This window comes from Psychrobacter sp. UBA2769 (assembly GCF_002352555.1).
Classification (GTDB): domain Bacteria; phylum Pseudomonadota; class Gammaproteobacteria; order Pseudomonadales; family Moraxellaceae; genus Psychrobacter; species Psychrobacter maritimus.
Map to the genome: position 1 here is coordinate 1 of NZ_DEIR01000025.1, position 24,093 is coordinate 24,093.

Here is a 24,093-nt window from a genome sequence, read left to right on the forward strand (position 1 = left end):
AAGATGAATTGAAGACACGCTCTAGTTGTAAAAATAATCGATGATAAAAAACTATGAATATGAAAACGAAAAACCTAAGCACTAAACAACAAGGTCATATTAAAAAATGGCAGGACGATAAAGGTTTTGGTTTTATCGAAACCGCTGCGGGCGAGTCGGTATTTTTTCATGTCAGCGCGTTTAAAGCCCAGCGTCGTCCTGAAATTGGTGAGCAAGTGGTTTTTATAGTGGGGCAAGACAATCAGGGTCGCCTGCAAGCAAAGGATGTGCAAGAGCTCAGATTTGTGCAGCAAAAAATGGCGCAAAAGAACCGCCAAATCCGGCAGCGGAATCATAAACGCAGCGCCCAAGCAGAGTTTGAAGCAGGGCAAAAGAAACGCTTGTTTCTTGGTATTGGCTTTTATGGGGTTTTAATTTTATTGGTGGTCATGAATAAGCTAAGCTGGCCGGTACTTGCTTGGTACGCGATATTAGGCGTCATTACCTATGGCATGTATGCCAAAGACAAAGCTGCTGCCCAAAGTGGCGCTTGGCGGACGCCTGAGTCAACATTGCATCTGCTAAGTGCGCTTGGCGGTTGGGTTGGGGCGATGGTCGCGCAAACCTACTTGCGTCATAAGTCGCAAAAGCCTGAATTTCGTATTACTTATTATTTAACTGTGATTATTAATTTAGCAGGATTGTTGTTCATTTTGGCGGGTAAAGACTTTGCATTCTTGGAAAATTTGCCTTTTGTCTAGGTTTTGACAGATGCATTGATTAAATCATTGAATAATTGCCTAATTAAATATTATGCAAATGCTGACCTTAACCAAATGACTATCTATTGCTAACTGATAGATGACAATAGCAGCTTTTATTATTGTTATGATACTTGAGGATTAAATAGAACCATTTGAATACTTAACGTAGCAATAACTTTAAAGAGGAAAGTAATGAGTAATAACAATAATAATGCTAACGAAGTTGATTTAACACAAGATATTTTTGCAGCCTTAATCGACAATCATGAGATACAGCGGGCGTTATGCGATAAGCTTGAAAGCACGAAAGATGAGGCGCAGCGTAAAGCCATTTATGAAGAGTTAAAGCTTGAATTACACTCGCATGCGGCAGCAGAAGAGCGCCATTTATATGTGCCCGTCATGCAGCATGATGATGGGCTTGATTTGTCTCGGCATGCCATTACTGAGCATCATGAAATGGATGAGATGATGGAAACCTTGGATGATGGACGTATTGGCCAAGAGAAATGGGATAGCACCTGTGCAGATTTGATTCATAAGGTACGCCATCATTTAAAAGAAGAAGAAAACAAGTTTTTTAAAGAGGCGAAAAAGATTTTAGATAGCGACTTGCAGCAACGCCTTGGCTCATTGTATCAAGTTGAGTATGCTGAGTTTAAGCAAGCACATGCAGATGATGCATGATTACGTTGTTTTAAATGTATGAATGAATTGCAATGTTCAAAATAAAAAACCACTATTGCTAGTGGTTTTTTTATGTTTAATGATTTTATGAATACCGCTTTAAATCGACTCTAACACTTGTTTATAAACAGCGGCGTCACTGGCTGAAAAGCAGCAAAAGATAACTTCGCGGATAGAGAAATTAGTCGCCTGTTCTAGAGCATTTAACACATAATTTTGCACTGTATCAATTGCTATTTTGGTTGCTTTATCCAGCGGGTAACCATAAACACCGGTACTAATAGCGGGGAAGGCAATGCTAGTAAGATTGTGCTTGACGGCTAAATCTAGTGAGTTTCGATAACAGTTGGCGAGTAGCTCTGGCTCATGTTGATTACCGCCATGCCAAACAGGGCCTACCGTGTGAATCACATATTGGCAAGGCAGCTTAAACGCGGGACTGATTTTAGCCTCGCCCGTCTGGCAACCATTCAATGTACGACAATATGCTAATAACTCACGTCCAGCTGCCCGATGAATCGCGCCGTCTACACCGCCGCCGCCAAGCAAACTTGAATTGGCAGCATTGACAATGGCATCTATATTTAACGTAGTGATATCAGCTTGTATCACTAATAAAGTCACACCATTACCACTATTGTTCTTATTGTTAATGTCGTCAGATTCTGGTATTTGCTTCTGGGTAATAGGTTTTATTGGGTTATTAGACGTTTGACTATCAGACATGGCAGCAACCTTTTTATATTGAACTGATCATACTTTAGCGTTTTTAACGCAACTCGACTATATGGCTTACGTTATCGATAAGATTCGATAGGCTATCTCTCGACAAAGACGCAAAAAAATAGGCTACCGATTTGGTAGCCTATTTACAAAGTCATCTGATTTATATCATTTAAGCATCACGCTTTTTTTCCAAAAACAGCATATCAATAACAATCAACGCCACACCAATACAAATACCAATATCGGCAATATTAAAGATTGGATAATGCCAAACGTCAGCATAATGCACATGAATAAAGTCAATCACGTGACCATGTAGCAAGCGGTCAATCAGGTTGCCAATGGCGCCGCCAAGCACCAAGGCTAGACCCAATGATAACAGCTTGGCTTTACGCGGCGCTTTTACCAGATAGCCAATTAAAAACAGCGACATAATTAGTGCAAGTCCAGCAAAAAACCATTTTTGCCAACCGCCTGCATCGGCCAAAAAGCTAAACGCCGCACCATAATTATAAGCAAGCGTCCAATTTAAAAACGGTTCAATCACGGGTACGGGCTCGAGGAAGTTTAGCTTGGTTTCAGCCAGCCATTTGGTCCACTGATCAATAATAATCACAACCAGTGATAGCAAGTACCACATAAAAGCGCGACTGCCATTAGCAACCATTTTTGGTGTCTTATTCAGGCGACTTTTGGGTGTGGTTGAGCTGCCCGTGGTCGCATGCGCAGGTTTAGGCGAATGATCAACCTCAACCTGCGGTTGCTTATGTTCCGATGAGTCTGTCGGATTAGGCGTAGAGTTAGGCGCTGATTTAGGCATAATGGCGCACCTCGCCGTCGCCGCTGACGTTGGTCACGCAGCGAGCACATAGTTCAGGATGCGCCGCGTCTGTACCGATATCATCACGGATATGCCAGCAGCGTACGCATTTGGTGCCAGTGGCGGCGCTGACTTCGACTACTAAATCGACTGATTCATCGGCATTGTTATCAGTTTGGGCAGTATTGTTTTGACTGTCAGCAGGGGCAGCGCTCATTGGCTTCAAAGTTGCGCTACTGGTGATTAGCACAAAACGCAGCTCTTCACCAAGCTTGGCCAAACTTTCATGCATCGCACCGTCGGCATATAAATCAACGCCAGCAGATAAGTTGGCATTGATGATTTTTTCACCGCGTGCGGTTTCGATATGTTTATTGACCATATCTTTTGCCTGCATGATGCGTTGCCAGTCATCGGTACTGATGGCGCTTAGCTCAAACTCTGGGAAGGTATACCATTCTTCGGTAAACACGTAGCCTGCGTCCTTGCCGTTCTTACCTTCCAATACTTCCCACGCTTCTTGCGCGGTAAATGACAAAATCGGCGTAATCCAGCGAATCAACGCATGAGCGATATGGTAAATCGCCGTTTGCGCAGAGCGACGCGGCTGTCCATCAGTTTGGGTCGTGTACTGACGGTCTTTGATAATATCTAGATAGAAGCTGCCTAAATCCTGCGAGCAAAACGCAGTGATATGTTGGGTGACTTGGTGAAAGTCCATCGCATCATAAGCGCTGATGATTTGCGCTTGTACCGTTTGCGCACGCTCAATGATGAACTTATCAAGGCTGACCAGCTCATTAATATCAACGCTGTTGGTTGCTGGATCGAAGTCATCGGTATTGGCAAGCAAGAAGCGCAAGGTATTACGGATACGGCGATACATATCGATGGCGCCTTTAAAGACCGTTTTACCTGCGCTCATCTCATAACGATAATCGCTCGACGCAATCCACAAACGCAGCATATCCGCGCCGGTTTTATTAATCTCGTCTTGCGGCGTGATGATATTGCCAAGTGATTTACTCATCTTGCGGCCGTTTTCATCGACGACAAAACCATGGGTCAATACTTGCTTAAACGGTGGGCGCTCGTACATCGCCTCAGAGGTAAGCAGTGACGTCTGGAACCAACCGCGATGCTGATCAGAACCTTCTAAATACATATCAGCAGGATTGGTTAATTCATCGCGCTGCTCAAGGACGGCAAAATGCGTCGTTCCTGAGTCAAACCAAACGTCTAACGTATCCGTTGCTTTATCATAATCCGCGGCTTCCGCGCCTAAGAAATCTTCACAGCTGGCATCAAACCAAGCTTCTACGCCGCCTGCATCGATTTTTTGTGCAGCAACTTCCATCAGCTCAAGCGTATTAGGGTGCAGCTCGCCGGTTTCTTTATGAGTGAAAAAGGCAATCGGCACGCCCCAAGTACGCTGGCGCGAGATACACCAATCTGGGCGACCGTTCATCATCGCTTCGATGCGGTTTTGTCCCCACGCTGGCGTCCAATTAACCGTTGGAATATCGGCAAGCGCACGCTCACGCAAACCTTTGGTTTCCATATTGATAAACCACTGCGGTGTTGCACGGAAAATAATCGGCGACTTGTGACGCCAGCAATGCGGATAGCTGTGCTCAATTTTGGTATGGCTGATTAAATGACCGTTATCATTTAAGGTAGCGATAATTTGCGGATTGGCTTTATAGATATGCTCGCCTGCAAATACCGCCGCGCTTTCTAAATAGACGCCCGTACCACTCACTGGGTTTTCAACGGGCAAGTTATATTTCAGGCCAACGATATAATCGTCAAGACCGTGACCAGGGGCCGTATGGACGAGGCCAGTACCGCTATCGGTGGTCACGTGATCGCCTAGGATTAATGGTACTTGGCGGTCTGCAATTAGTGGATGCTGGGCGCGCAGACCTTCAAGCTCGCGTCCTGATACCGTTGCCAATACGCCTTGATTGCTAAGTTTAAGCTCGCTTAGGGCGGTTTCGACAAGTTCAGCGGCTAGTAACAAGTTACCTTTTTCAGTTACGACCACACTATAGTCATGCTCAGGATGTACGGCGATTGCTTGGTTAGCAGGTAGCGTCCAAGGTGTCGTGGTCCAAATAACGGCTGCGATATTGCCGTCAATTTCGCTTAACGCTGCAACTTTTTCGGTATCTAGTACATCAAAGCTCACATAAATAGCGTCTGAGACTTTATCTTGGTATTCAACTTCGGCTTCAGCTAGGGCAGAGCTACAGTCTAAGCACCAGTTAACAGGCTTCATACCGCGAGTTACGTGACCGTTGTCATAAATTTTAGCAAGTGCGCGTACGATGTTAGCTTCTTGATGGAAGTTCATTGTTAGATAAGGGTTGTCCCAATCACCAAACACGCCTAGACGTTTAAAGTCTGCCTTTTGCAGCTCAATCTGCGTGCTTGCATACTCGCGGCATAGACCACGGAACTCGGTCGCAGAGACTTTTTGACCAACTTTACCGACTTTGGCTTCGACCTTTTGCTCGATAGGCAGACCATGACAGTCCCAACCTGGCACATAAGGCGCGTCAAAACCCGATAAAGTTTTTGACTTCACGATAATGTCTTTTAATACCTTATTGACCGCATGACCTAAGTGAATCTGACCGTTGGCGTATGGAGGGCCATCATGCAAAATGTATTTGGTCGCCCCTGTACGCGCCTGACGAATCTTGCCGTACACGTCATCCGCCTCCCACGCAGCCAGCCAATCTGGCTCACGTTTGGCGAGGTTTGCACGCATCGCAAAAGGCGTATCGGCAAGGTTTAGGGTGTCTTTATAATCTTGGCTTGGTGTATCGTTTCTTTTATCAGTCATAGAAGGTGTCTTATAAGATGATGGTTAGAGGTTACGTTTGAAATTCAGGCTTAAGGTTAAATATAATATGGGGTCAAATATTTGATAATCGATGCTAGCCTTTTGCTTAGAAAACTTTACTTAGAAAACTTTGCTTAAAAGATATTACTTATGAATTGCTTATAACGTGTTGCTTATAGATAGTTACGTCCATCATAAATACTAATGAGACGATTGCAACAAAAAATATCTTTAACAGATAGCAGAATAATGAGAAAAGTGAATATGATAACGGCAGCTATTATATGACAAAACGAGGAGGGTAAAAAGAGCTGACCAGTATCGCCCTGTTTTTAGCCAAAACCAAGCACTTATGCCAGCATTCATACCTTGTCTATTAAATCATACGTCTGGCAAATTTGATTGTCTATTTATTAGATTATGCCTAATTGGCTAAGCGCTAAAAAACTTCTGACAACCATAAGCGCAATTTCAGCGACCAAAGTGGCTGCATACCAGTCAAGCCTTGCGTCATTTCACCATCTTTTAGAACGACATAAGACGGCGTGACTTGCCCTTGCCAATCAGCGAATATCTCACCTTCTTGGTCATTGACGGTGGTAAATTGATAATTGTGTTCAGTGAGGTAGCTGTGCAGCTCTTGGTCAGAACCTGATTTAATCGCAATGGTTACCACAGGATAGTCATTTGCTGCGGCAAGCTTATCTATCGTCGGCGAGGTCACCCGACAAACCGGACACCAGGTTCCCCAAAAATATACCAACGTTGGCTTATCCCGACTCATTGCTGCTAAGTCAACGCTCTGCCCTTGATAGTCGGTCAATTGCAATTGCGGATTGGCTGGCATGACCGGTTGGCGCCACCAGTTAATAGCGGTATAAATGACAGCAAATACCAAGCCATAGATAAGCAGATTTTTAGCAACAGACAATATCTTTTGCTTTGGCGTTTTTTTTGGCGTCTCAAGGTTTTTTTCAGTATCAGTATCAGTCGTCATAGTGGCTGCTTTTTTGCTCTCAATGTGATTAATAGATAAAAATAAACGGCTGAATGGTCAGCCGTATTATTCGTAAAATCTATGGAACTGTTATGAGTGGTTACTTTTTAACCATACTTTTTAAAATAACTGTTTAAGGTTTTTGTGCACGGTCTTGCAGTGGATCGCCGATAAGCACGCTGCCTGAATTTTCACGACGCTCTTCATCGGTCAATTTGCTTGCTGGAATTTTAGCCTTTCTCTTCCATTTTAAGCTAAACAAATCATCACGGCGGTCAAGCAGGTTATGCACCGAGCCTTCATTACGAACATGAATAAGCTTGTCTAAGTTTAAATCAGAGAAGAATACCATTTCAGTATTGGCCGTGGTTTCTGCCATAATCGCATCATGCGGGAAAGCAAAATCTGACGGTGAGAAAATAGACGACTGTGCGTATTGGATATCCAAGCTTTCAACTTGCGGTAAGTTACCGACTGAACCACAAATCATCACATAGCATTCGTTTTCAATCGCACGAGCTTGGGCACAGTGGCGTACGCGCAGATAGCCGTTCTGGGTATCTGTCCAAAATGGGACGAACAAGATATCCATGTCATCAAGTGCCATCAAGCGCGCAAGCTCTGGGAACTCAACGTCATAGCAAACTAGGATACCGATACGACCAGCATCGGTATCAAATACTTTGACTTCGTCACCGCCTTCAATCACCCACGCGCTACGTTCATGCGGGGTAATGTGAATTTTGCGCTGCTCTTCAACCGTACCATCACGGCGGCATAGATAGCTGACATTATACAAGGTATCGTCGTCGTCCAAGAACGGCATAGAACCAGTGATGACGTTGACGTTATAGCTGACCGCCAAATGCGAAATCTCGTTTTTAAACCATTCGGTATAACCGGCCAAAAAGCGAATCGCTACGTTTTGATCAGTTGATTCGCACAGACCCATTAACGGCGCGTTAAAAAATTCTGGCAAACAAGCAAAGTCAGAGTTGTAATCAGCCATAATATCAACGAAGAATTCAACTTGTTGCAATAGCTCTTCAGGTGATTCAACCTCACGCATTTGCCACTGAATACCGCCGATTCTGACCTCTGATTTACGCGTATTGGGCTTATAATCTTGCGGCTCATAATAAATATTTGCCCATTCAAGTAAGGTCGCAAAACCTTTAGATTGGGCATCATCGGGCAAGTAAGCAGTCAAAATACGCTTAACAATAAAGCCATTTGATAACTGAAACGACAGCGCAGGGTCATGAATTTCACGAGCTTCAACGGCTTCAATATACTCACCAGGGGTTAAGTCTTGGTGATTGTGATAATTGGGAATACGACCACCAGCTAAAATAGCGCGGAAGTTTAACTGGCGGCACAGCTCTTTACGCGCATCATAAAGCCTGCGACCTAAACGATAACCACGATATTCGGGGTCGATTAACGCATCTAAGCCATAAATAGCGTCGCCATTAGGATTGTCTCTAATAATCTCTTTATGACCAATTAAGTCATCATAGGTATGCGGGTTAGAAAACTTGGTGTAATCAACGCGCATCGATAGCACAATACCAATCAGCTCATCATGGTCAAAGAGCGCAATTTGTCCTTCAGGGAAGGCGTCAATTAAGGTATGAATGGTGTTTTTTGACCACGCACCGCCTAAGTTGACATAAACGCGATCCATTAAAGCTTTCAGTTGTGGATAATCTTTTTTCTTAATCTCAGCTATGGTGAGGTGAAAGTCGTCTGGTTTTTCTATCTTACTCATAATGTTCCTGTCTGTCGTTTCTGTAAATCAGTGATAATAAATCAGTGGTAATAAATCGGTGTGAATAATAAAGCGATATTCATAGATGTTGATAAAGTGAGTCATAAAAAGGTGGCTATCAAAACTCGTCAGTAAAGCGCCTAATAAGCGGTTGGATATTGCTGCATTTACTAAATAAAAAAGCTAGCAACTCATTTTTGCTATAACTTTTCAGATAATAATGTCGAGAAAAATATACCAATAGGCGCATATAATCGTTACAATCAATTATCTTTGTATTTACAATAAGTTATAGCCAATAAGTTATAAACATTGCGTCTGTTATTATTAATTTTAATGAGGCGATTTAGCCCATTTACAAGTGCTTATCTTGGCACTGCATATTGCCCTTATTTTATAGGGTTTATACTGCTGTGCTAATAAATTCATTTTAACTGCTATGACGCTTAATCATGACTGACACTGCGCTGCTTATGATAGCAATTCCCGTAACCAATGACAGTCAAGCGGCGTAAATATTTGCTAGGTTTTTGTGACTTACTATCTTTTATGAATGATGCTTTTATTTGCTTAAGCGTCATCTTATTTGGCGCATTTTTTCAATTGCCTGTTACCGTGACCTTTTAGGATTTTTATTATGCCCCTAACTCATCCTAATGCCTTGAGTAAATTAGATGAAATAGCAGACACGGCCTTGGTACAGCTGGTGTATGTTAGCAGCTTGACGCTTGCCTCACGGTTGAATGCGACGATATTTGATGAAGTGGAAGGCCATGCGCGCGACTATAATGAACAGCATGGCATCACAGGTACATTATGTTATGGCAATGGTCATTTTTTACAATGTATGGAAGGCGAAAAAGCCAAAGTCGCGGCGCTTACCCAGCGTATCTTTGCGGATACCCGCCATAAAAATGTGCAAGTATTGCTCTTAAAAACCATTAAGCAGCGTCATTTTTCAGACTGGCGGATGCGTTTGCTGTTTTTAGAGCGTTGGTTGTGGTCACCAACGACTAAGCAGCAAGCCGCTCAACTGTCAGCATATTTGCCATTTGCGCCGCAAGATTGGTCGCCCGAGCGTACCGAGCAGTTTTTGCAGATTATCCAAACCTTTGATACTCCGCCACATATTAAAGCGGCAGGCATTACTTATAATGCGCTTGGCAATATGGTGCGTCATGTCGCCGCCCCGCATCAAGCCTTTTTAATGGTTCAAGGTTGTTTAAGTATATTGCTAATTATCGCCTTGGTACTGCTTTATTTATCATAAATATCTTATAGATTAACTACTTTTACGCTTTTCATCTTTTATAAAAATGATGCATGGCCAGCTCAATAGTAAAAAAGACGCTAGACTTAACGTTTAGCGTCTTTTTTTTATGACATCAAACTGATTGCAATAATAATAAATTCAAGCAATTACATATCAAAAATCTTACCACGATTCATAATATTATTGGGGTCAAAGACCTTTTTGACTTCTCGCAGATAATCAATCTCAGTCTCGCTACGGCTATAATTCAGATAGGGCTTTTTGGTCATACCAACGCCATGTTCTGCAGAGACCGAACCGCCGTATTTTTGTACCGTTTCAAACACGTATTTATTAACGATTTGGCATTCGCTAAAGAAATCATCTTTACTCATGTTTGCAGGCTTTAAGATATTAAGATGCAAGTTCCCATCACCGATATGACCGAACCAACAGACCTCAAAGTCAGGGTAGTTGCTACTGACGATATGATCAATCTCGGCGATAAACTCAGGCACATAGCTGATTAGTACAGAAACGTCATTCTTATAAGGGGTGAATACCGAGATGGTTTCAGAGATGTATTCGCGTAGCTTCCATAGCTCTTCTGCTTGCGCTAGACTCTGACTCATCACCCCATCAACGACCCAACCTTGCTCCATGCAATGCTCAAAGATTGCCATGGCTTTATCCATGATAGGCTCATAAGGCGCTTCAAACTCTAGCAGCGTATAAAATTTGGTACGTGATTCAAACGGCTCTTGTACTTGACCGTGCGCCATGAGCTTATCAATCGCCACATCATCAAAGAACTCAAACGCGGTCAAATCGATTTGTGCTTGAAAGGCAGAGAGTACATTCATGACATCATTAAAGCTGTCCATGCCTAAGACCATGACGTTTAAATCTTGCGGCTGACGCTCAAGCTTGATTTGGGCATGGGTCACTAAACCTAGCGTACCTTCGCTACCGATAAACAATTGACGCAAATCATAACCGGTGGCATTTTTCACCATACCGCGGTTAAGCTGCAAGATATCCCCTTTACCGGTAACAACAGTCAATCCCATAATCCATTGACGGGTCATGCCATATCGAATGACTTTAATACCGCCGGCATTGGTGCCGATATTACCGCCGATTTGACTTGAGCCAGCAGAAGCAAAGTCGACAGGGTAGTATAGGTCTTTTGATTCGGCAAATTGTTGTAGCTGCTGCGTGACGACACCGGCTTCAATCTCAACCATACGGTCGGCGGGATAAAACTGTCCGATATGATTCATTTTATCCATACTGACGACAATCTCACCATTAGCGGCAACTGCACCTGCGGACAATCCCGTACGACCACCACTTGGGGTCAATACCACATTGTGCTCATTGGCAAGCAGTACAATCGCTTGCACTTGCTCAGTGGTCTTTGGAAAGACAATTGCAGCAGCAGCAGGAGCAAAGTGCTTGGTCCAATCTTTGCCCCAGTGCTCTAAGCTTTCGCTATCGGTTTTTATTTGGCTGGTGTCAAACTGATGCACATCAAGCAAGTTGCTTAAGATGGTCTGGACAGCAGCAGTAGGGGTGGTAGCATTGTTTTGAGCGGTAGTGTTGCTTTGGCTAGCTAAAGAAGTCATGGTCAAATCTCGGTAGAAACGTAAGCGCTATGCATAAAAGGGATTATTATATCGCTAAATGGATATAACTCAGCGGTTATAACTGTGTTTATATAAATAATTGGGTTTATGGGTTTATATAAGCAACTGGGTTCATATAATTAATATAAGTATAAGTGAGCGCGTGTTGCAATGATAGATAGATATGCGGTCATGCGCCTAACTAGTGTAAGTAATATTCATAATTAAAAAAACAGTTTAATAAAATTTAGATACAGCGTTTGCATGCAAATTTTAAGTACAAGTTCTAAGTGTAAAGTTTAAGCGCAAACTCTAAGTACAAGGTTTAGATATCAGGTTTATATACCGTGATTCACTATAGCATAAAAAGTTTTCAGGCTTGATAAGCAATAATTCATCTAATCTGCTAACATCGCTGCCAAATTTTGTGTAAGATATCCAGACTGTTTTCGTTTCATCCATCATACTTATCCCACTGATGATTTTTATAAGACAATTATAGGACAGTTCTCACATGGCGTTATCACTACAAAAAGACAAAATCCGGTTTTTATTGCTTGAAGGTCTACATGACAATGCGTTAAAAGTATTGGAAGGGGCTGGTTATCATAACATCGAGAATATCAGTCACGCCTTAGATCAAGATGAGCTCATCGAAAAGATTAAAGATGCTCACTTCATCGGTATCCGCTCGCGCACGCAGCTGACGCGTGAAGTCCTTGAGCACGCACACAAGCTTATCGGTATTGGCTGCTTTTGTATCGGTACCAACCAAGTCGACTTGGACGCCGCTCGTGATTTGGGTATTCCTGTCTTTAACGCGCCATATTCGAACACCCGCTCGGTTGCTGAGCTGGTATTGGCCGAAGCCATCATGCTATATCGTGGTATCCCTGAGAAAAACGCCACCGTACATCGCGGCGGTTGGGGCAAGTCTGCGACCAATTCACATGAAGTACGTGGCAAGACTATCGGTATCGTCGGTTATGGCTCTATCGGCTCGCAATTGTCGGTATTGGCTGAAAGCTTTGGTATGAAAGTCATTTATCATGATGTCTTGACCAAATTGCCACTAGGTAACGCCGTGCAAGTAGGTAGCTTAGAAGAGCTGCTATCAACCGCTGATATCGTCACCTTGCATGTGCCTGATGTACCAAGCACCCGCTATATGATGGGCGCGGCGCAGTTTGCCCATATGAAAGACGGCAGCTACTTTATTAATGCGGCACGTGGTACTTGTGTTGAGATTGATGATTTGGCGGCAGTGCTTGAGTCTGGTAAAATCTTGGGCGCGGCGATTGACGTGTTCCCGAAAGAGCCAAAATCTGCTGATGAAGAGTTTGAGTCACCACTACGTAAATTTGACAACGTTATCTTGACGCCGCATATCGGTGGCTCAACGCAAGAAGCACAGGCGAATATCGGTCTTGAAGTTGCAGATAAGTTCGTTAGATACTCTGACCAAGGCGATACTGCAACTGCCGTAAACTTCCCAGAAGTTTCTGTGCCGTTTAAAGAAGGCTCGCATCGTCTGCTGCATATCCATAGAAACGTCCCAGGCGTACTATCACAGATTAACCGTCTGTTCGCCGAAGCGCATATCAACATTTTAGCGCAGAGCTTAATGACTGAAGGCGATGTGGGTTATCTGGTGATGGATGTGGATTATAACGATTCAACAGCTGCATTAGACCAGCTAAAAGACGTTGAAGAAACCATTCGCGTACGTATCTTGTTCTAAAATTAAGCGTTATTATTTAATTTTACAACTGGTATAAAAAAAGAGAGGCCCTATTAATAGGGCCTCTCTTTTTTATGGTTAATCATTTAAACGTCTAACATTCAAAGCAGGGTATGGCTTTAACTGATTAAGCTTTGGCTTTATTCGCCGCTTCCGCTTGGCGACGTGCCTCAATCTTAGCTGCTTTACGCTTTTCTATGACGTCCATGACATCGCTACCGATATGCGCTTCGCCACGTTTTTTCGCTAGCTGCATTTGATGTTCGCGCTCACGAAAGCGGGCTTTTTGTTCTTCAGTCGCTTTATCGATACAATGCGGGCACGACTCACCTTTGATATAGGCGGCGCTTTGCATGTCCTCGGCTGTAATCGGCATACGGCAAGCAAAGCATTGCTCGTAGTTGCCTTTTTCTAGGTTGTGATTGACCGACACACGATTGTCAAAAACGAAGCAATCGCCTTGCCACATAGAGTCGCTGGCGGGTACTTCCTCGAGGTATTTTAGAATACCACCTTCTAAGTGATATACCTCTTCAAAGCCTTGCTCACGCATGTAAGCGGTGGACTTTTCACAGCGAATACCACCAGTACAGAACATGGCGACTTTTTTATGTTTCGCTGGGTCGAGCTCTTTTGCCACGTATTCTGGAAACTCGCGGAAGGTTTCGGTGTTTGGATTAACGGCATTTTGAAACGTACCGATTTGAACTTCATAATCGTTACGGGTATCAATCAAAATAACGTCAGGATCTGAGATAAGCGCATTCCATTCGCTTGGTTTGACATAGCGACCAACCGATTGTAATGGGTCGATATTTTCAACACCCATGGTGACGATTTCTTTTTTAAGCTTCACCTTAGTGCGATAAAAAGGCTGTGCATCAGTATAAGATTCTTTAAAAGTAAAGCTGCCAATCGCTTCGATACTGCGCAAATAATCTAAGACATTATCAATACCTTGGCGGCTACCAGAAATTGTGCCGTTAATGCCTTCGCTGGCCAGTAATAAAGTGCCTTTGACATCATTATCAAGCATGGTATTTAAAATTGGCTCACGATATTGCTCAAAATCGCTAAAGCGCGTGAACTTATAAAGTGCGGCAACGACGATGTTATTGGTTACGCTATCGTAAGCAGGCGCTGCTTTGTTATCAGTTGCAGTGCTTTGTTGGATGCTGCTATTTTTGGTATGGCTGTCTTGATTGGTACTCATGTTTTTCTCCTGCTGGCTAGGTCGCAAACCTAGTGCATTGGGTTTAAGGTGCTTTTTAAAATTAACGGTTAAAATGAATTGGTAAGATTCATAACACTAGCGCAATTGTGGAATTCGTTAATGCGCGCGTAGTTTAACAAATTTTGGGAAGATTTTGGAGGTTTTATCATTCTAAAATCTCATAGAAATATGAGAGATAATAAAAATGGCAAACAAAAAAGCCCAGTACGATGATACTGAGCTTATTTAATATTCATGGCGTAAAATCGAAGTTTAGCTTATTGGTTTACGCTTTACTTACTTTGAAACCAAGTATCGGCTTTGCTACGGGCACTAGCAATGTCTGAGCTTGATAAGTTCAATGCTAGCTGACCGATTTTACCGCGAGCTTTGTTACGTACTTTTTCATCGAGCATACCGTCACGGGCAGCCAAGTCGTACCATTTATAAGCATCAACTAGGTTTTTTTGCTTCTCATCTAGCAAAGCAAGCGTATAGCTGGCACGGTTATCGCCGCGCATTGCCGCTTTTTCTAACCAAAGGCGTGCCTGCTGTAGGTTTGGTTGGACACCTTCACCGCGCAAGTACATGATGGCAAGATTCAACTGAGCAGGGGCAACGCCTTGCTGAGCTGCTTTGGTATACCATTGGACAGCTTGTTGGGTATTTTGAGCAACGCCTTCGCCTTTTTGCAAACGCTTGGCTAAGTAAAACTGAGCGTGATTGTTACCTTGCGCAGCGCTGGCAGACAGCTCACTGATAGGCATTAGCTCAAAACGTGAGGTATCAAGTGGCACGTTTGATATTAACTCAGCGTTGGCAAGGCCCGCACAAGAAAACAGGGCAGTAAACAACGCAGCTTTTAATAATTTCATAGCAGCTCCAAAATTAGGCAGTTAATAAGCAAAAGAAAAGTTGCACCGCTAAAAATTGTCTCGCTAAAGACAGTTAGACGGCGATAACAATTAGGTGAAATCTTGCAATACCAACTTACCTAATCATTAGCAAAATAATTCGTATTGGTAGTGTTTCATATCGGTAGTGTCATAGTCGTCCCTGATTAACCCGACAAACGGTCGTAATTAGGGGGTGATTGACACTATTTCGCTAGCTTAACACCCAAACTTACGAAACTCAAATACTAATTACAGGATTTAATTCCTAACTGTACCGCATTGTCCTCAATAAAATCATAGAGTTACTGAAGGGTAAGAAAAAATTAACAATCGCTTAAGATTAAAATAGGTAGTAATGGCGTTAAATTCACTTTAATAAACGACAAAAAATACGATTATTAATCCCGTTTTTGCTTGCTAACACGATAGATAGCGACGTCTGCTAAAAGGTTAGGGGCTTGGCGTATTAATGCGGTCATTAGAGGGTTATGACCTTTTTCCGAATCACTGACAGCAAAGCGGTTTATGATATGAATATCATGCTGCGCGCACAGCTGCTCAAAGTCCTTAAAGGTACACAGATGAATATTTGGGGTGTTATACCACTCATAAGGCAACGCTTCTGAAACTGGCATTAGACCTTTTAAGCCCAAATGCAGGCGGTTTTGCCAATGGGCAAAGTTAGGGAAGGTAATGACGGCTTCGCGGGCGACGCGTAGCATATCGAGCAATAATACATCAGGCGCTTTTACCGCTTGTAGCGCTCGTGCCATAACGACGGTATCAAAGCTATCATCTGCGAAACGGCTTAAGCCATCGTTGAGGTCTTGCTCGACGATAGATAGGCCTTTAGTAATGGCTTCATTGATTTTGTCTTCGTCAATCTCAAGTCCATAACCGGTCACGCCTAGATTTTGCTGTAAATGCGCGAGTAGCTCACCATTGCCGCAGCCTAAATCAAGCACATGCGAGTGCGGTGCAATCCAACGCTCAGCCAATTGATGGTCCATTCTCATGAGCGTGCTCCTTTGGCTATCATGCTATTAGCAATAAATGGCGCGGTCAAAAAGCCTTTAACAGCACCCATATAACGCGGAATATCAAATAAAAACGAATCATGACCGTGCGGGGCATCGACATTGATATAGCTGACCGGCTTACCAGTCGCCATTAATGCATCGACAATCTCTTGTGAGCGCTCGGGCGCAAAACGCCAATCGGTGGTAAATGACACCACCAAATACTGACACTGCGTATGAGCGAAGGCGACTTTAAGTGCGCTTAGCTCTTTTTCGGCAGATTCAGCTTTTACTGATGCGGATTCTAATGTTACGGCTAATGGATAGTCACGCGTCGGGTCAAAATAATCCAAGGCTTTGGTCATCAGCAGATAGGTATTGGCATCGAAGTTTTCACTAAAGCGTTCGCCTTGATAGCGCAAATAGCTCTCAACTTGAAACTCAACATCATAGCCATACATAAACTTGCCAGATTTTAAATCACGACCAAACTTTGCCTTCATCGCGTCATCAGTCAAGTAGGTGATATGACCAACCATACGCGCAAGAATAAGCCCGCGACGAGGATAAGTGCCTGCCTGCAAATAGCGTCCGTCTTTAAAATCAGGGTCAGATAAAATAGACTGACGTGCAACTTCATTAAAGGCGATGTTTTGCGCAGAAAGCTTTGGTGTACTGGCAATAACCACGCAGCGTTTTAACCGCTCTGGATAATCGACCGACCATTGCAGGGCTTGCATACCGCCCATAGAGCCGCCGACGATGGCATGCCAAACCTCAATGCCCAAACGGTCTGAGAGCATGGCTTGGGTTTTTACCCAGTCTTTAATGGTGACGAGGGGAAAGTCAGGGCCATAAACTTGTGGCTCGCTGTTCTCATTATTCTTGTTTGTGCTTTTTTGACTTGAATTGACGGTGTCAGGATTGATGGTCGTTGGACCGGTAGAACCAAAGCAGCTGCCGATATTATTGACGCACACGACAAAAAATTGATTGGTATCAATGGCTTTATTAGGGCCAATCATATTGTCCCACCAACCCGCTTTTTTATCGTCGTCACTATGAAAGCCTGCCGCATGATGGCTACCTGATAAGGCGTGACAGATAAGGATGGCGTTCGATTTGTCGCTATTGAGCGTGCCATAAGTTTCAAAGATTAAATCGAATGAGGGCAGGGTGCGATTGCACTCCAAGGTCAACGGCTCAGCGAAATGAAAAGTCTGCGGCGTGACGATGCCAACTGAGCCTACCGAACCGACGGTATCGGTTGCATTAGCAGCATGATTAGGGGAATGCTCACTGGTACTATCAGAACGTGCGCTCAAAGCTACCTCACAAAACAACAGTTATGGATAAAACAATAGTCATGGATAAAAAAACAGTTATAAATAAAACAAACCTAGGATGGCGACAGTAATTGGTCTAACTAGTTTATTGTTATAAGCTTGTCTATTGTATGGCGATGTGCGTAGGAGTACAACCTTCGCGCCAAGTCTTTATTTTAAGCGTCGATTAAGGGCAGTATCAAGGCAAGTATCAAGGCAGGTATCAAAGTACGTATTAAAGTGTATAACGGTTGCCTTTACCATGCGTTCTGCTCTTATAAAATGCTACACTAAAGGCGAACAATAGCAGCCATTTTAAACCTTATAATATCTCGTTTATAAGCTTCTCTGCTTGCTCGTTATGTCTCTATCTAATATATTTCCTGATGATTTAATAAGTGAATAAATAATACTCTATGAAACCTAAATTGCCGCCACGTATTGCCGTCTTGTTAGTCAACCTAGGTACGCCTGATGAGCCGACTGCACCAGCCGTACGCCGCTACCTCAAACAGTTTTTATCTGACCCGCGCGTGATTGAAATTCCTAAATTCTTATGGGCAATTATTCTAAACCTGTTTGTGTTGCCAAGCCGCCCTAAGCGGGTCGCAAAGGCTTATGCCAGTATTTGGGAAGGTGATTCACCCATTCGCAAAATACTAAAAAGTCAGGTTGAGCTGTTAGAGCCGCGCTTGGCTGATAGTGTGGCGCCATTTCGGGTGTCTGTGCATCCGGCGATGAGCTATGGCAATCCTGGCCTGCCTGATGTGATGGATACCTTGCGTAGCGAAGGCGTTGATCATTTTGTTATCTTGCCATTATTTCCGCAGTATTCGGCATCATCTGGCGGTGCGGTATATGATGCGTTAACCAAATGGACGCTCAAGCAACGTAACTTGCCAAACTATAGCATTGTCAAAGATTACTTTGCCCATCCGCTTTATATCAAAGCATTGGCCAATTCGATTCGTCGTTTTCAAGCGGAACATGGCAAGCCTGAAAAGCTGATGTTTAGCTTTCATGGGATTCCGCAGCCTTACGCCGATAAAGGTGACCCGTATCCAAAACGTTGTAAATGTACCGCCGCGCAAGTCGCGCACGAACTTGGTCTGCAAGATGACGAATGGATTATCAGCTTTCAGTCGCGCTTTGGTAAGCAAGAATGGGTCAAGCCTTATACCGATGTGGTATTAGAGGATTGGGGCAAATCTGGGGTGCGTTCAGTACAGGTAATTAGTCCGGCGTTCTCCGCCGATTGCTTAGAGACATTGGAAGAGTTGGCGATTGAGAATCGTGATAATTTTCTTAATGCTGGCGGGCAAGAATATCATTATATTCCAGCGTTGAATCTTGATGAAGCGCATATTGATTTGCTAGAAGCATTAAGCTTGCCTTTGGTCAAAGGCTGGGCAGGAACCTTGGATGGCTGGGCTTAAATGTTTTCTTTAGCCATAAAAAATACCGGACATAATGTTCGGTATTTTTTTCTGAATTATTTTCTATTTTACGAATAGGTGATTTCTAAAAATTGTCATCATTAGAAATCTTTGCCGCATCTCTGTCTGCAGTATCAACAATATTAGGATAGTCTTTATCGTCTAAATTGTCTTCGACCAAGACTTCATCAATCCGAGCTTCATCAATATTTTGCCGATGCATCGGCGTCAGCCCTTGAGTTGCGTCTGTTCCAACTTCTGAGTTATTAAATCCTGCGCTATTATCAATCATATCGTCATTATCAAAGGTGTGCAGCATAGGGTTGTTCAAATCAATCTCTTGGCTACCGACTTCGTTGTCATTCATATTGTCGTCACCTTCAATATGATCCATCTCTTCTGGTAGTGGGGTTTTTGTATTGTCCATGGTTGTGTCCTCATTATAGTTATAAATGCCATTCACGTTATTATTGGTCATTGGTAAGCTCTGCTTATCAGTGTGCCGCGTTATGATGGTAACTGATAGTAGTAAGGTGTCACAGGATGTTCAAAAAATGTAAGAAGACAAGTCTATAAAGGCAAAAAAACGGCTGCCCATATTGAGCAGCCGTTATTTAGTTGTTATCGTTAATAAAGGTTTTGCTGGTTGATAACCTTAGCGAGTAGACAATTTCCGTTAACTGGCTTTGCACGGTGCATGATAATTTTGTTGAGGTAAAAAATGTCTCTCAAACTCACCGAGTTTAAATGTCCATAAATAAATCAAGGCAATTACATAAACGCCGGTCTCTGCGATTTCTTCTACTATCTCGCCAATGCTTTCTGGTATAAAAATGGCATTTTCACCCATATATTCTAACAGTGCTAAGGCAACCACAGCGATATATAGCGACACAGGAACTTTTTTTAATACCGTCCACAGATAACGCCAACTATAAGCTAATAAGCCCACAATCAGCAGATACACCGTTAACAGCACAGCGTCTTCCCACCAATCGTACGAGTGATTCATAAATTTAAAACCACTAGGAATCAAGAGCTCGGGCACATAGTTCAACTCACGACGAATCACAGCAAAAAACGTCAATACGGATGCCAACCAAAAATAGTGCCCCAGTTTCAGCTCACTCTGTATCACATACTGAACGCAGCGTAATATGCACGCGATTAATATGATAATACCCGGTAATTCGATGATGCCATCTGCAATCAAAATAAAGCTTCCTAGTTTTCAAAAATGAAAAAAGTGAGCGCACAGGCTCACTTTAAACCGTTATTAATATGTTAAAAATTAATATATATAAAAGTAACGTGTGCTTGTTATACTGCTAAGAGTCATTGCACAGCTATGGCAGAGTATAAACGCCAGTGTTCAATTACCATCTTTAGCTGCATTAATAGAAGCATTAATAGCAGTATTAAATGCCATTATAACTGCCTTTGTTTGCACGATTAATGCGCTTCATCCCAGTTCTGACCACTATCTGTTTCAACTAATAACGGTACAGCAAAATCTACCTGCCAACCTTTTTCAACAGCAGTGTTAGTTAAGACGTCTTGCATGGCATCAGTAATAAGCTTGCTGATTTCATCGACCTTGTCGCTATCGACTTCAAACACCAGCTCATCATGGACCTGTAGCAGCATTTTGGCTTGCTCTTTTGGCAACACTTTATCAACAGCAATCATGGCAAGTTTAATCAAGTCAGCTGCCGAACCTTGTAATGGCGCGTTAATCGCCGCACGTTCAGCGCCTTGTTTGACCATGCGATTGCTATGGGTGATATCAGGTGTATAAAGCTTACGGCCCAATATGGTCTCGACATAGCCTTTATCATGGGCGCTGGCACGAGTATTAATCATATAGTCTTTGACACCCGGATAGCGCTTAAAGTACATATCGATATAGTCTTGCGCCTCACTGCGGCTCATTTGTAGCTGCTTGGCAAGACCAAAAGCGCTCATGCCATAGAGTAGGCCAAAGTTAATGGCTTTGGCATTACGGCGCTCGGTCGGGGTGACATCAGTAACCTCTTTGCCTAGCACTTCAGCTGCGGTGGCTGCGTGAATATCTAATCCTTCGTTAAAGGCATGAGTCAGGTTTTTATCGCCTGAAAAATGCGCCATTAAACGTAATTCAATTTGTGAATAATCCGCAGCCAAAATAACGCGACCTTCTGGCGCGATAAAGGCTTGACGAATTAGGCGTCCGGTAGCAGTACGAATCGGAATATTTTGTAAGTTAGGATCAGTTGATGACAGACGACCGGTACTGGTCAGTGCTTGATGGTAGCTCGTATGCACGCGGTCAGTCTGCGCATCTGCAACATTATCAAGCGCATCGGTATAGGTGCTTTTGAGCTTAGATAGGCCGCGATATTCAAGGACAATTTCCACTAATGGGTGATCAATTTTTGATAATACCGCTTCACCCGTAGAGTATTGCCCTGACTTGGTTTTTTTACCACCAATGACGCCAAGCTTATCAAACAGCATCTCACCAAGCTGCTTTGGTGAGCCGAGATTAAACTCTTCTCCAGCGATTTCATAAGCACGTTTTTCAAGCGCAATGATTTCTTCATCAAAACGTTTTGATAGCTCATTTAAGAATGGGCGCTTAATTAAAATACCGTGGGCTTCCATTTGGCAGAGTATTTCGGCAGTTGGAATCTCTAGCTCATGTAGTAGTTTGGCGTTATTTTCGTCATCAGACAGTTTCTTATTAAAGACATCAAACAGCTGATAAGTAATATCGGCATCTTCGCAAGCATAGTCGCTGGCAATATCGATGGCTACTTGGTCAAAGCTAACTTGCTTAGCGCCTTTACCAGCGACATCCTCGAAGCTGATAGTCTGTGTTTGTAGATAATGGCGCGCCAAGTCATCCATACCATGACGAGTGATGGCGGCATTGATGACGTAGCTGGCAAGCATGGTATCCATCGCCCAGTTATTAGGGCTGGCATGAATGCTGCCTACTAAATCAATATTATAATGACTGAGAATATGGGCATCATATTTGAGATGTTGACCGATTTTACCGATGTTTGGATTTTCTAAGATAGGTTTGAGCTTTGCTAATACCGTATCGCAATCAAGCTGCTTTGCCGTTAGCTCATCACCTTCTAAGCGATGCGTGAGCGGTACATAATAGGCTTCGTGCGCTTTTACCGCAAAAGACAAACCAACCAACTCAGCCTGACGCCAATAAACACTGGTCGTTTCGGTATCGATAACAAAATGCGGTGCGTCTGCTAATAGCTTAACCAAGCTATCAAAGGCAGGCTCATCTAAAATCGTATGCCACGCTCTATCATGACTTTTACTATCGGTGATATTGTCGATGGTGCTTGACTGTAAGGATTTAGCGATTTGTGCTTGTGATTCAGCATCCGCCTGACTATTGGCGACACTTTGCGAACCATTGGCTGGGTGATTGGGGTGATCCAGTGAGGCCAGCTCATTTCTAAATTCAAGCTCAGTATATAGCGCTCGTAGCTCATCGATATGCGCGCAAGGGTCGGTATTGATTTTTAAATCTTGCCAGTCTTGGCCAATTTCTAAATCAGTAACAATAGTTGCCAGCTGCGCATTCATAGGGATATCATCAGCGTATTCCACCAGATTTTTGCCCGCACGCCCTTTGATATCAGCAACGTTTTTGAGCATGTTGTCGATACTGCCATACTCATTAAGCAAATCTTTGGCAGTCTTTTTACCGATGCCAGGTACGCCTTTGATGCCGTCAGAGGAATCACCCATGAGGGTCAGAAAATCAATCATCTGCTCAGGATTAATACCGAATTTTTCGACCACGCCTGCGCTATCGGTAATTTTACCGGTAAAGCTGTCTTCTAATATCACGCAGTCATTAATCAGCTGCATCATATCTTTATCACCCGTGGAGATGACCACGTGATGACCTTCAGCGACGGCACGATAAGCGAGGGTACCGATGATATCATCGGCTTCTGCGCCTTCGATACGGAGTAAGGGGATTCCTAGAGCGGCAACTAAGCTATGGATATACGGAATCTGCTCGGCAAGCTCCACATCCATTTTGGGACGGTTGGCTTTGTATTCCTCTGACATCGCGTGACGAAAGGTCGGTGATTTGGTATCAAAGCAGACCGCCATATGGGTTGGGTGATAGCGGCGCATTAATTTCAATAGCGCATTCAACGTTCCACGTATGGCGTTGGTTATCAGACCTTGAGAGTTTTGCATGGTCTTTGGCAAGGCGTGATAAGTGCGAAACAGATAGTAAGAGCCATCGACCAAAATAAAGGGCGGCTGGTTTTTATCCACATGACTGGTATCCATCGTCGCCACATTTGGCATGGAGGCAAAGTTTGGTAGCGTATTGGGATTAATGGGCGAGTGCGAGTTGTGGTCGTTGGCAGTCATAAAAAGTCACTTATCAAATATGGGGCAGCAAGTATTGAGTAAAAAATTGGATAAAAAGATACCTTCATTATAACGATAAAAAATCTTCTTGCCGAATTGATGGCAAACTAATCAATGGATGGTGAAAATAATAAACAGTTACGATGTTGATGAGCTAAATTCGTCACCAATAAAAAAAGAACCCAGACCAGCTGAGTTCTTCTTATATATTTAATAGCTGTATATATTTCACGATATCGTCGTTATTTAGCGCTTATTTTACTTCTGAAGTCACTTCGCTATCGACATTACCATGGGTAGCTTTAGAATACGGGCAGACTTTATTGGCTTTCTCAACCAACTGTTGGAATTCATCCGCTGATAGTTCTGTATTTTCACCAATCACATGGATTTTAACGGCCAATTGAAAATCTAGACCTTCACCTTTCATCAAATCTACCGATACTTCAGTGGTAGAGTCAAACTTTGCTTTTTCTACCCCTTTGACGGCAGCAAGTGCACCATCAAAGCAAGCCGCATAGCCCATGGCGAATAGTTGCTCTGGATTGTTGCCTTCTTTACCAGAACCCGGTGCAACCATA

19 protein-coding genes are annotated in these 24,093 nt (G+C 43.3%); 5 read left to right on the plus strand and 14 right to left on the minus strand.

Going from position 1 to position 24,093, the window contains the following annotated elements; all coding sequences use genetic code 11:
* Positions 1 to 53: 53 nt before the first annotated feature.
* The gene (locus B3Q63_RS12700) at positions 54 to 740 is read left to right on the plus strand and encodes a DUF1294 domain-containing protein (RefSeq protein ID WP_296177370.1); all 687 of its coding nucleotides are present in this window, start codon (positions 54 to 56) and stop codon (positions 738 to 740) included.
* A 195-nt stretch (positions 741 to 935) separates the two neighbouring features.
* Positions 936 to 1,430, plus strand: coding sequence for a hemerythrin domain-containing protein (locus B3Q63_RS12705; protein ID WP_201620218.1), 495 nt, complete (start codon positions 936 to 938; stop codon positions 1,428 to 1,430).
* Positions 1,431 to 1,529: 99 nt separating this feature from the next.
* Here B3Q63_RS12705 and B3Q63_RS12710 read toward each other — a convergent pair whose 3' ends face one another.
* The 5 genes from B3Q63_RS12710 to B3Q63_RS12730 all read right to left on the minus strand — a co-directional run bounded on the left by B3Q63_RS12710 (position 1,530) and on the right by B3Q63_RS12730 (position 8,595).
* Positions 1,530 to 2,156 carry an O-acetyl-ADP-ribose deacetylase gene (locus B3Q63_RS12710; protein WP_296177373.1) on the minus strand — a complete coding sequence of 209 codons (627 nt, stop codon included), beginning with the start codon at positions 2,154 to 2,156 and terminating at the stop codon, positions 1,530 to 1,532.
* 169 nt (positions 2,157 to 2,325) lie between these two features.
* Positions 2,326 to 2,976 carry a signal peptidase II gene (gene lspA, locus B3Q63_RS12715; protein ID WP_201620220.1) on the minus strand — a complete coding sequence of 217 codons (651 nt, stop codon included), beginning with the start codon at positions 2,974 to 2,976 and terminating at the stop codon, positions 2,326 to 2,328.
* Positions 2,969 to 5,827, minus strand: coding sequence for an isoleucine--tRNA ligase (gene ileS / locus B3Q63_RS12720; protein WP_296177378.1), 2,859 nt, complete (start codon positions 5,825 to 5,827; stop codon positions 2,969 to 2,971). Before ileS ends, lspA begins: the two co-directional genes overlap by 8 nt.
* A gap of 439 nt (positions 5,828 to 6,266) precedes the next feature.
* Positions 6,267 to 6,824, minus strand: a complete 558-nt coding sequence (locus B3Q63_RS12725) for a protein disulfide oxidoreductase (protein WP_296177381.1) — start codon at positions 6,822 to 6,824, stop codon at positions 6,267 to 6,269.
* Positions 6,825 to 6,957: 133 nt separating this feature from the next.
* A complete protein-coding gene (locus B3Q63_RS12730; RefSeq protein WP_296177384.1) occupies positions 6,958 to 8,595 on the minus strand; it encodes a carbon-nitrogen hydrolase family protein in 1,638 nt (545 codons plus the stop codon).
* A 637-nt stretch (positions 8,596 to 9,232) separates the two neighbouring features.
* Between B3Q63_RS12730 and B3Q63_RS12735 the strand changes: the two genes are divergently transcribed.
* Positions 9,233 to 9,865 carry a BLUF domain-containing protein gene (locus tag B3Q63_RS12735; protein WP_296177388.1) on the plus strand — a complete coding sequence of 211 codons (633 nt, stop codon included), beginning with the start codon at positions 9,233 to 9,235 and terminating at the stop codon, positions 9,863 to 9,865.
* Between the two features lie 149 nt (positions 9,866 to 10,014).
* Here B3Q63_RS12735 and B3Q63_RS12740 read toward each other — a convergent pair whose 3' ends face one another.
* The gene (locus B3Q63_RS12740) at positions 10,015 to 11,475 is read right to left on the minus strand and encodes an FAD-binding oxidoreductase (RefSeq protein ID WP_296177390.1); all 1,461 of its coding nucleotides are present in this window, start codon (positions 11,473 to 11,475) and stop codon (positions 10,015 to 10,017) included.
* 514 nt (positions 11,476 to 11,989) lie between these two features.
* Here B3Q63_RS12740 and serA point away from each other — a divergent pair.
* On the plus strand, positions 11,990 to 13,216 hold the full coding sequence (serA, locus tag B3Q63_RS12745; RefSeq protein ID WP_201562167.1) for a phosphoglycerate dehydrogenase: 1,227 nt from the start codon (positions 11,990 to 11,992) through the stop codon (positions 13,214 to 13,216).
* A gap of 127 nt (positions 13,217 to 13,343) precedes the next feature.
* Here the strand turns inward: serA and B3Q63_RS12750 are convergent, their stop codons facing one another.
* The 4 genes from B3Q63_RS12750 to metX all read right to left on the minus strand — a co-directional run bounded on the left by B3Q63_RS12750 (position 13,344) and on the right by metX (position 17,579).
* A complete protein-coding gene (locus tag B3Q63_RS12750; RefSeq protein ID WP_296177394.1) occupies positions 13,344 to 14,429 on the minus strand; it encodes a rhodanese-related sulfurtransferase in 1,086 nt (361 codons plus the stop codon).
* A gap of 293 nt (positions 14,430 to 14,722) precedes the next feature.
* Positions 14,723 to 15,304, minus strand: coding sequence for a tetratricopeptide repeat protein (locus B3Q63_RS12755; RefSeq protein ID WP_201562163.1), 582 nt, complete (start codon positions 15,302 to 15,304; stop codon positions 14,723 to 14,725).
* Between the two features lie 419 nt (positions 15,305 to 15,723).
* Positions 15,724 to 16,341 carry a methionine biosynthesis protein MetW gene (gene metW, locus B3Q63_RS12760; protein WP_296177401.1) on the minus strand — a complete coding sequence of 206 codons (618 nt, stop codon included), beginning with the start codon at positions 16,339 to 16,341 and terminating at the stop codon, positions 15,724 to 15,726.
* Positions 16,338 to 17,579 carry a homoserine O-succinyltransferase MetX gene (metX, locus tag B3Q63_RS12765; RefSeq protein ID WP_296177416.1) on the minus strand — a complete coding sequence of 414 codons (1,242 nt, stop codon included), beginning with the start codon at positions 17,577 to 17,579 and terminating at the stop codon, positions 16,338 to 16,340. The genes metW and metX overlap by 4 nt, the downstream gene beginning before the upstream one ends.
* 506 nt (positions 17,580 to 18,085) lie before the next feature.
* On the opposite strand from metX, the gene hemH reads away from it, so the two are divergent.
* Positions 18,086 to 19,105 carry a ferrochelatase gene (gene hemH / locus B3Q63_RS12770; protein ID WP_296177404.1) on the plus strand — a complete coding sequence of 340 codons (1,020 nt, stop codon included), beginning with the start codon at positions 18,086 to 18,088 and terminating at the stop codon, positions 19,103 to 19,105.
* An 85-nt stretch (positions 19,106 to 19,190) separates the two neighbouring features.
* Here hemH and B3Q63_RS12775 read toward each other — a convergent pair whose 3' ends face one another.
* The 4 genes from B3Q63_RS12775 to B3Q63_RS12790 all read right to left on the minus strand — a co-directional run.
* Complete coding sequence (locus B3Q63_RS12775; RefSeq protein WP_296177407.1) at positions 19,191 to 19,532, minus strand: hypothetical protein; 342 nt, start codon at positions 19,530 to 19,532, stop codon at positions 19,191 to 19,193.
* A 249-nt stretch (positions 19,533 to 19,781) separates the two neighbouring features.
* On the minus strand, positions 19,782 to 20,318 hold the full coding sequence (locus B3Q63_RS12780; RefSeq protein WP_296177410.1) for a hypothetical protein: 537 nt from the start codon (positions 20,316 to 20,318) through the stop codon (positions 19,782 to 19,784).
* 239 nt (positions 20,319 to 20,557) lie between these two features.
* A complete protein-coding gene (gene polA, locus B3Q63_RS12785; RefSeq protein WP_296177412.1) occupies positions 20,558 to 23,512 on the minus strand; it encodes a DNA polymerase I in 2,955 nt (984 codons plus the stop codon).
* A gap of 253 nt (positions 23,513 to 23,765) precedes the next feature.
* On the minus strand, positions 23,766 to 24,093 hold a 328-nt coding region (locus tag B3Q63_RS12790), incomplete at its 5' end, for an Ohr family peroxiredoxin (RefSeq protein ID WP_296177414.1).

Coding starts and splice junctions, on each gene's coding strand:
- B3Q63_RS12700 (WP_296177370.1), top strand. CDS start 54: ATGAATATGAAAACGAAAAACCTAAGCACTAAACAACAAGGTCATATT.
- B3Q63_RS12705 (WP_201620218.1), top strand. CDS start 936: ATGAGTAATAACAATAATAATGCTAACGAAGTTGATTTAACACAAGAT.
- B3Q63_RS12710 (WP_296177373.1), bottom strand. CDS start 2,156: ATGTCTGATAGTCAAACGTCTAATAACCCAATAAAACCTATTACCCAG.
- lspA (WP_201620220.1), bottom strand. CDS start 2,976: ATGCCTAAATCAGCGCCTAACTCTACGCCTAATCCGACAGACTCATCG.
- ileS (WP_296177378.1), bottom strand. CDS start 5,827: ATGACTGATAAAAGAAACGATACACCAAGCCAAGATTATAAAGACACC.
- B3Q63_RS12725 (WP_296177381.1), bottom strand. CDS start 6,824: ATGACGACTGATACTGATACTGAAAAAAACCTTGAGACGCCAAAAAAA.
- B3Q63_RS12730 (WP_296177384.1), bottom strand. CDS start 8,595: ATGAGTAAGATAGAAAAACCAGACGACTTTCACCTCACCATAGCTGAG.
- B3Q63_RS12735 (WP_296177388.1), top strand. CDS start 9,233: ATGCCCCTAACTCATCCTAATGCCTTGAGTAAATTAGATGAAATAGCA.
- B3Q63_RS12740 (WP_296177390.1), bottom strand. CDS start 11,475: ATGACTTCTTTAGCTAGCCAAAGCAACACTACCGCTCAAAACAATGCT.
- serA (WP_201562167.1), top strand. CDS start 11,990: ATGGCGTTATCACTACAAAAAGACAAAATCCGGTTTTTATTGCTTGAA.
- B3Q63_RS12750 (WP_296177394.1), bottom strand. CDS start 14,429: ATGAGTACCAATCAAGACAGCCATACCAAAAATAGCAGCATCCAACAA.
- B3Q63_RS12755 (WP_201562163.1), bottom strand. CDS start 15,304: ATGAAATTATTAAAAGCTGCGTTGTTTACTGCCCTGTTTTCTTGTGCG.
- metW (WP_296177401.1), bottom strand. CDS start 16,341: ATGAGAATGGACCATCAATTGGCTGAGCGTTGGATTGCACCGCACTCG.
- hemH (WP_296177404.1), top strand. CDS start 18,086: ATGAAACCTAAATTGCCGCCACGTATTGCCGTCTTGTTAGTCAACCTA.
- B3Q63_RS12775 (WP_296177407.1), bottom strand. CDS start 19,532: ATGGACAATACAAAAACCCCACTACCAGAAGAGATGGATCATATTGAA.
- polA (WP_296177412.1), bottom strand. CDS start 23,512: ATGACTGCCAACGACCACAACTCGCACTCGCCCATTAATCCCAATACG.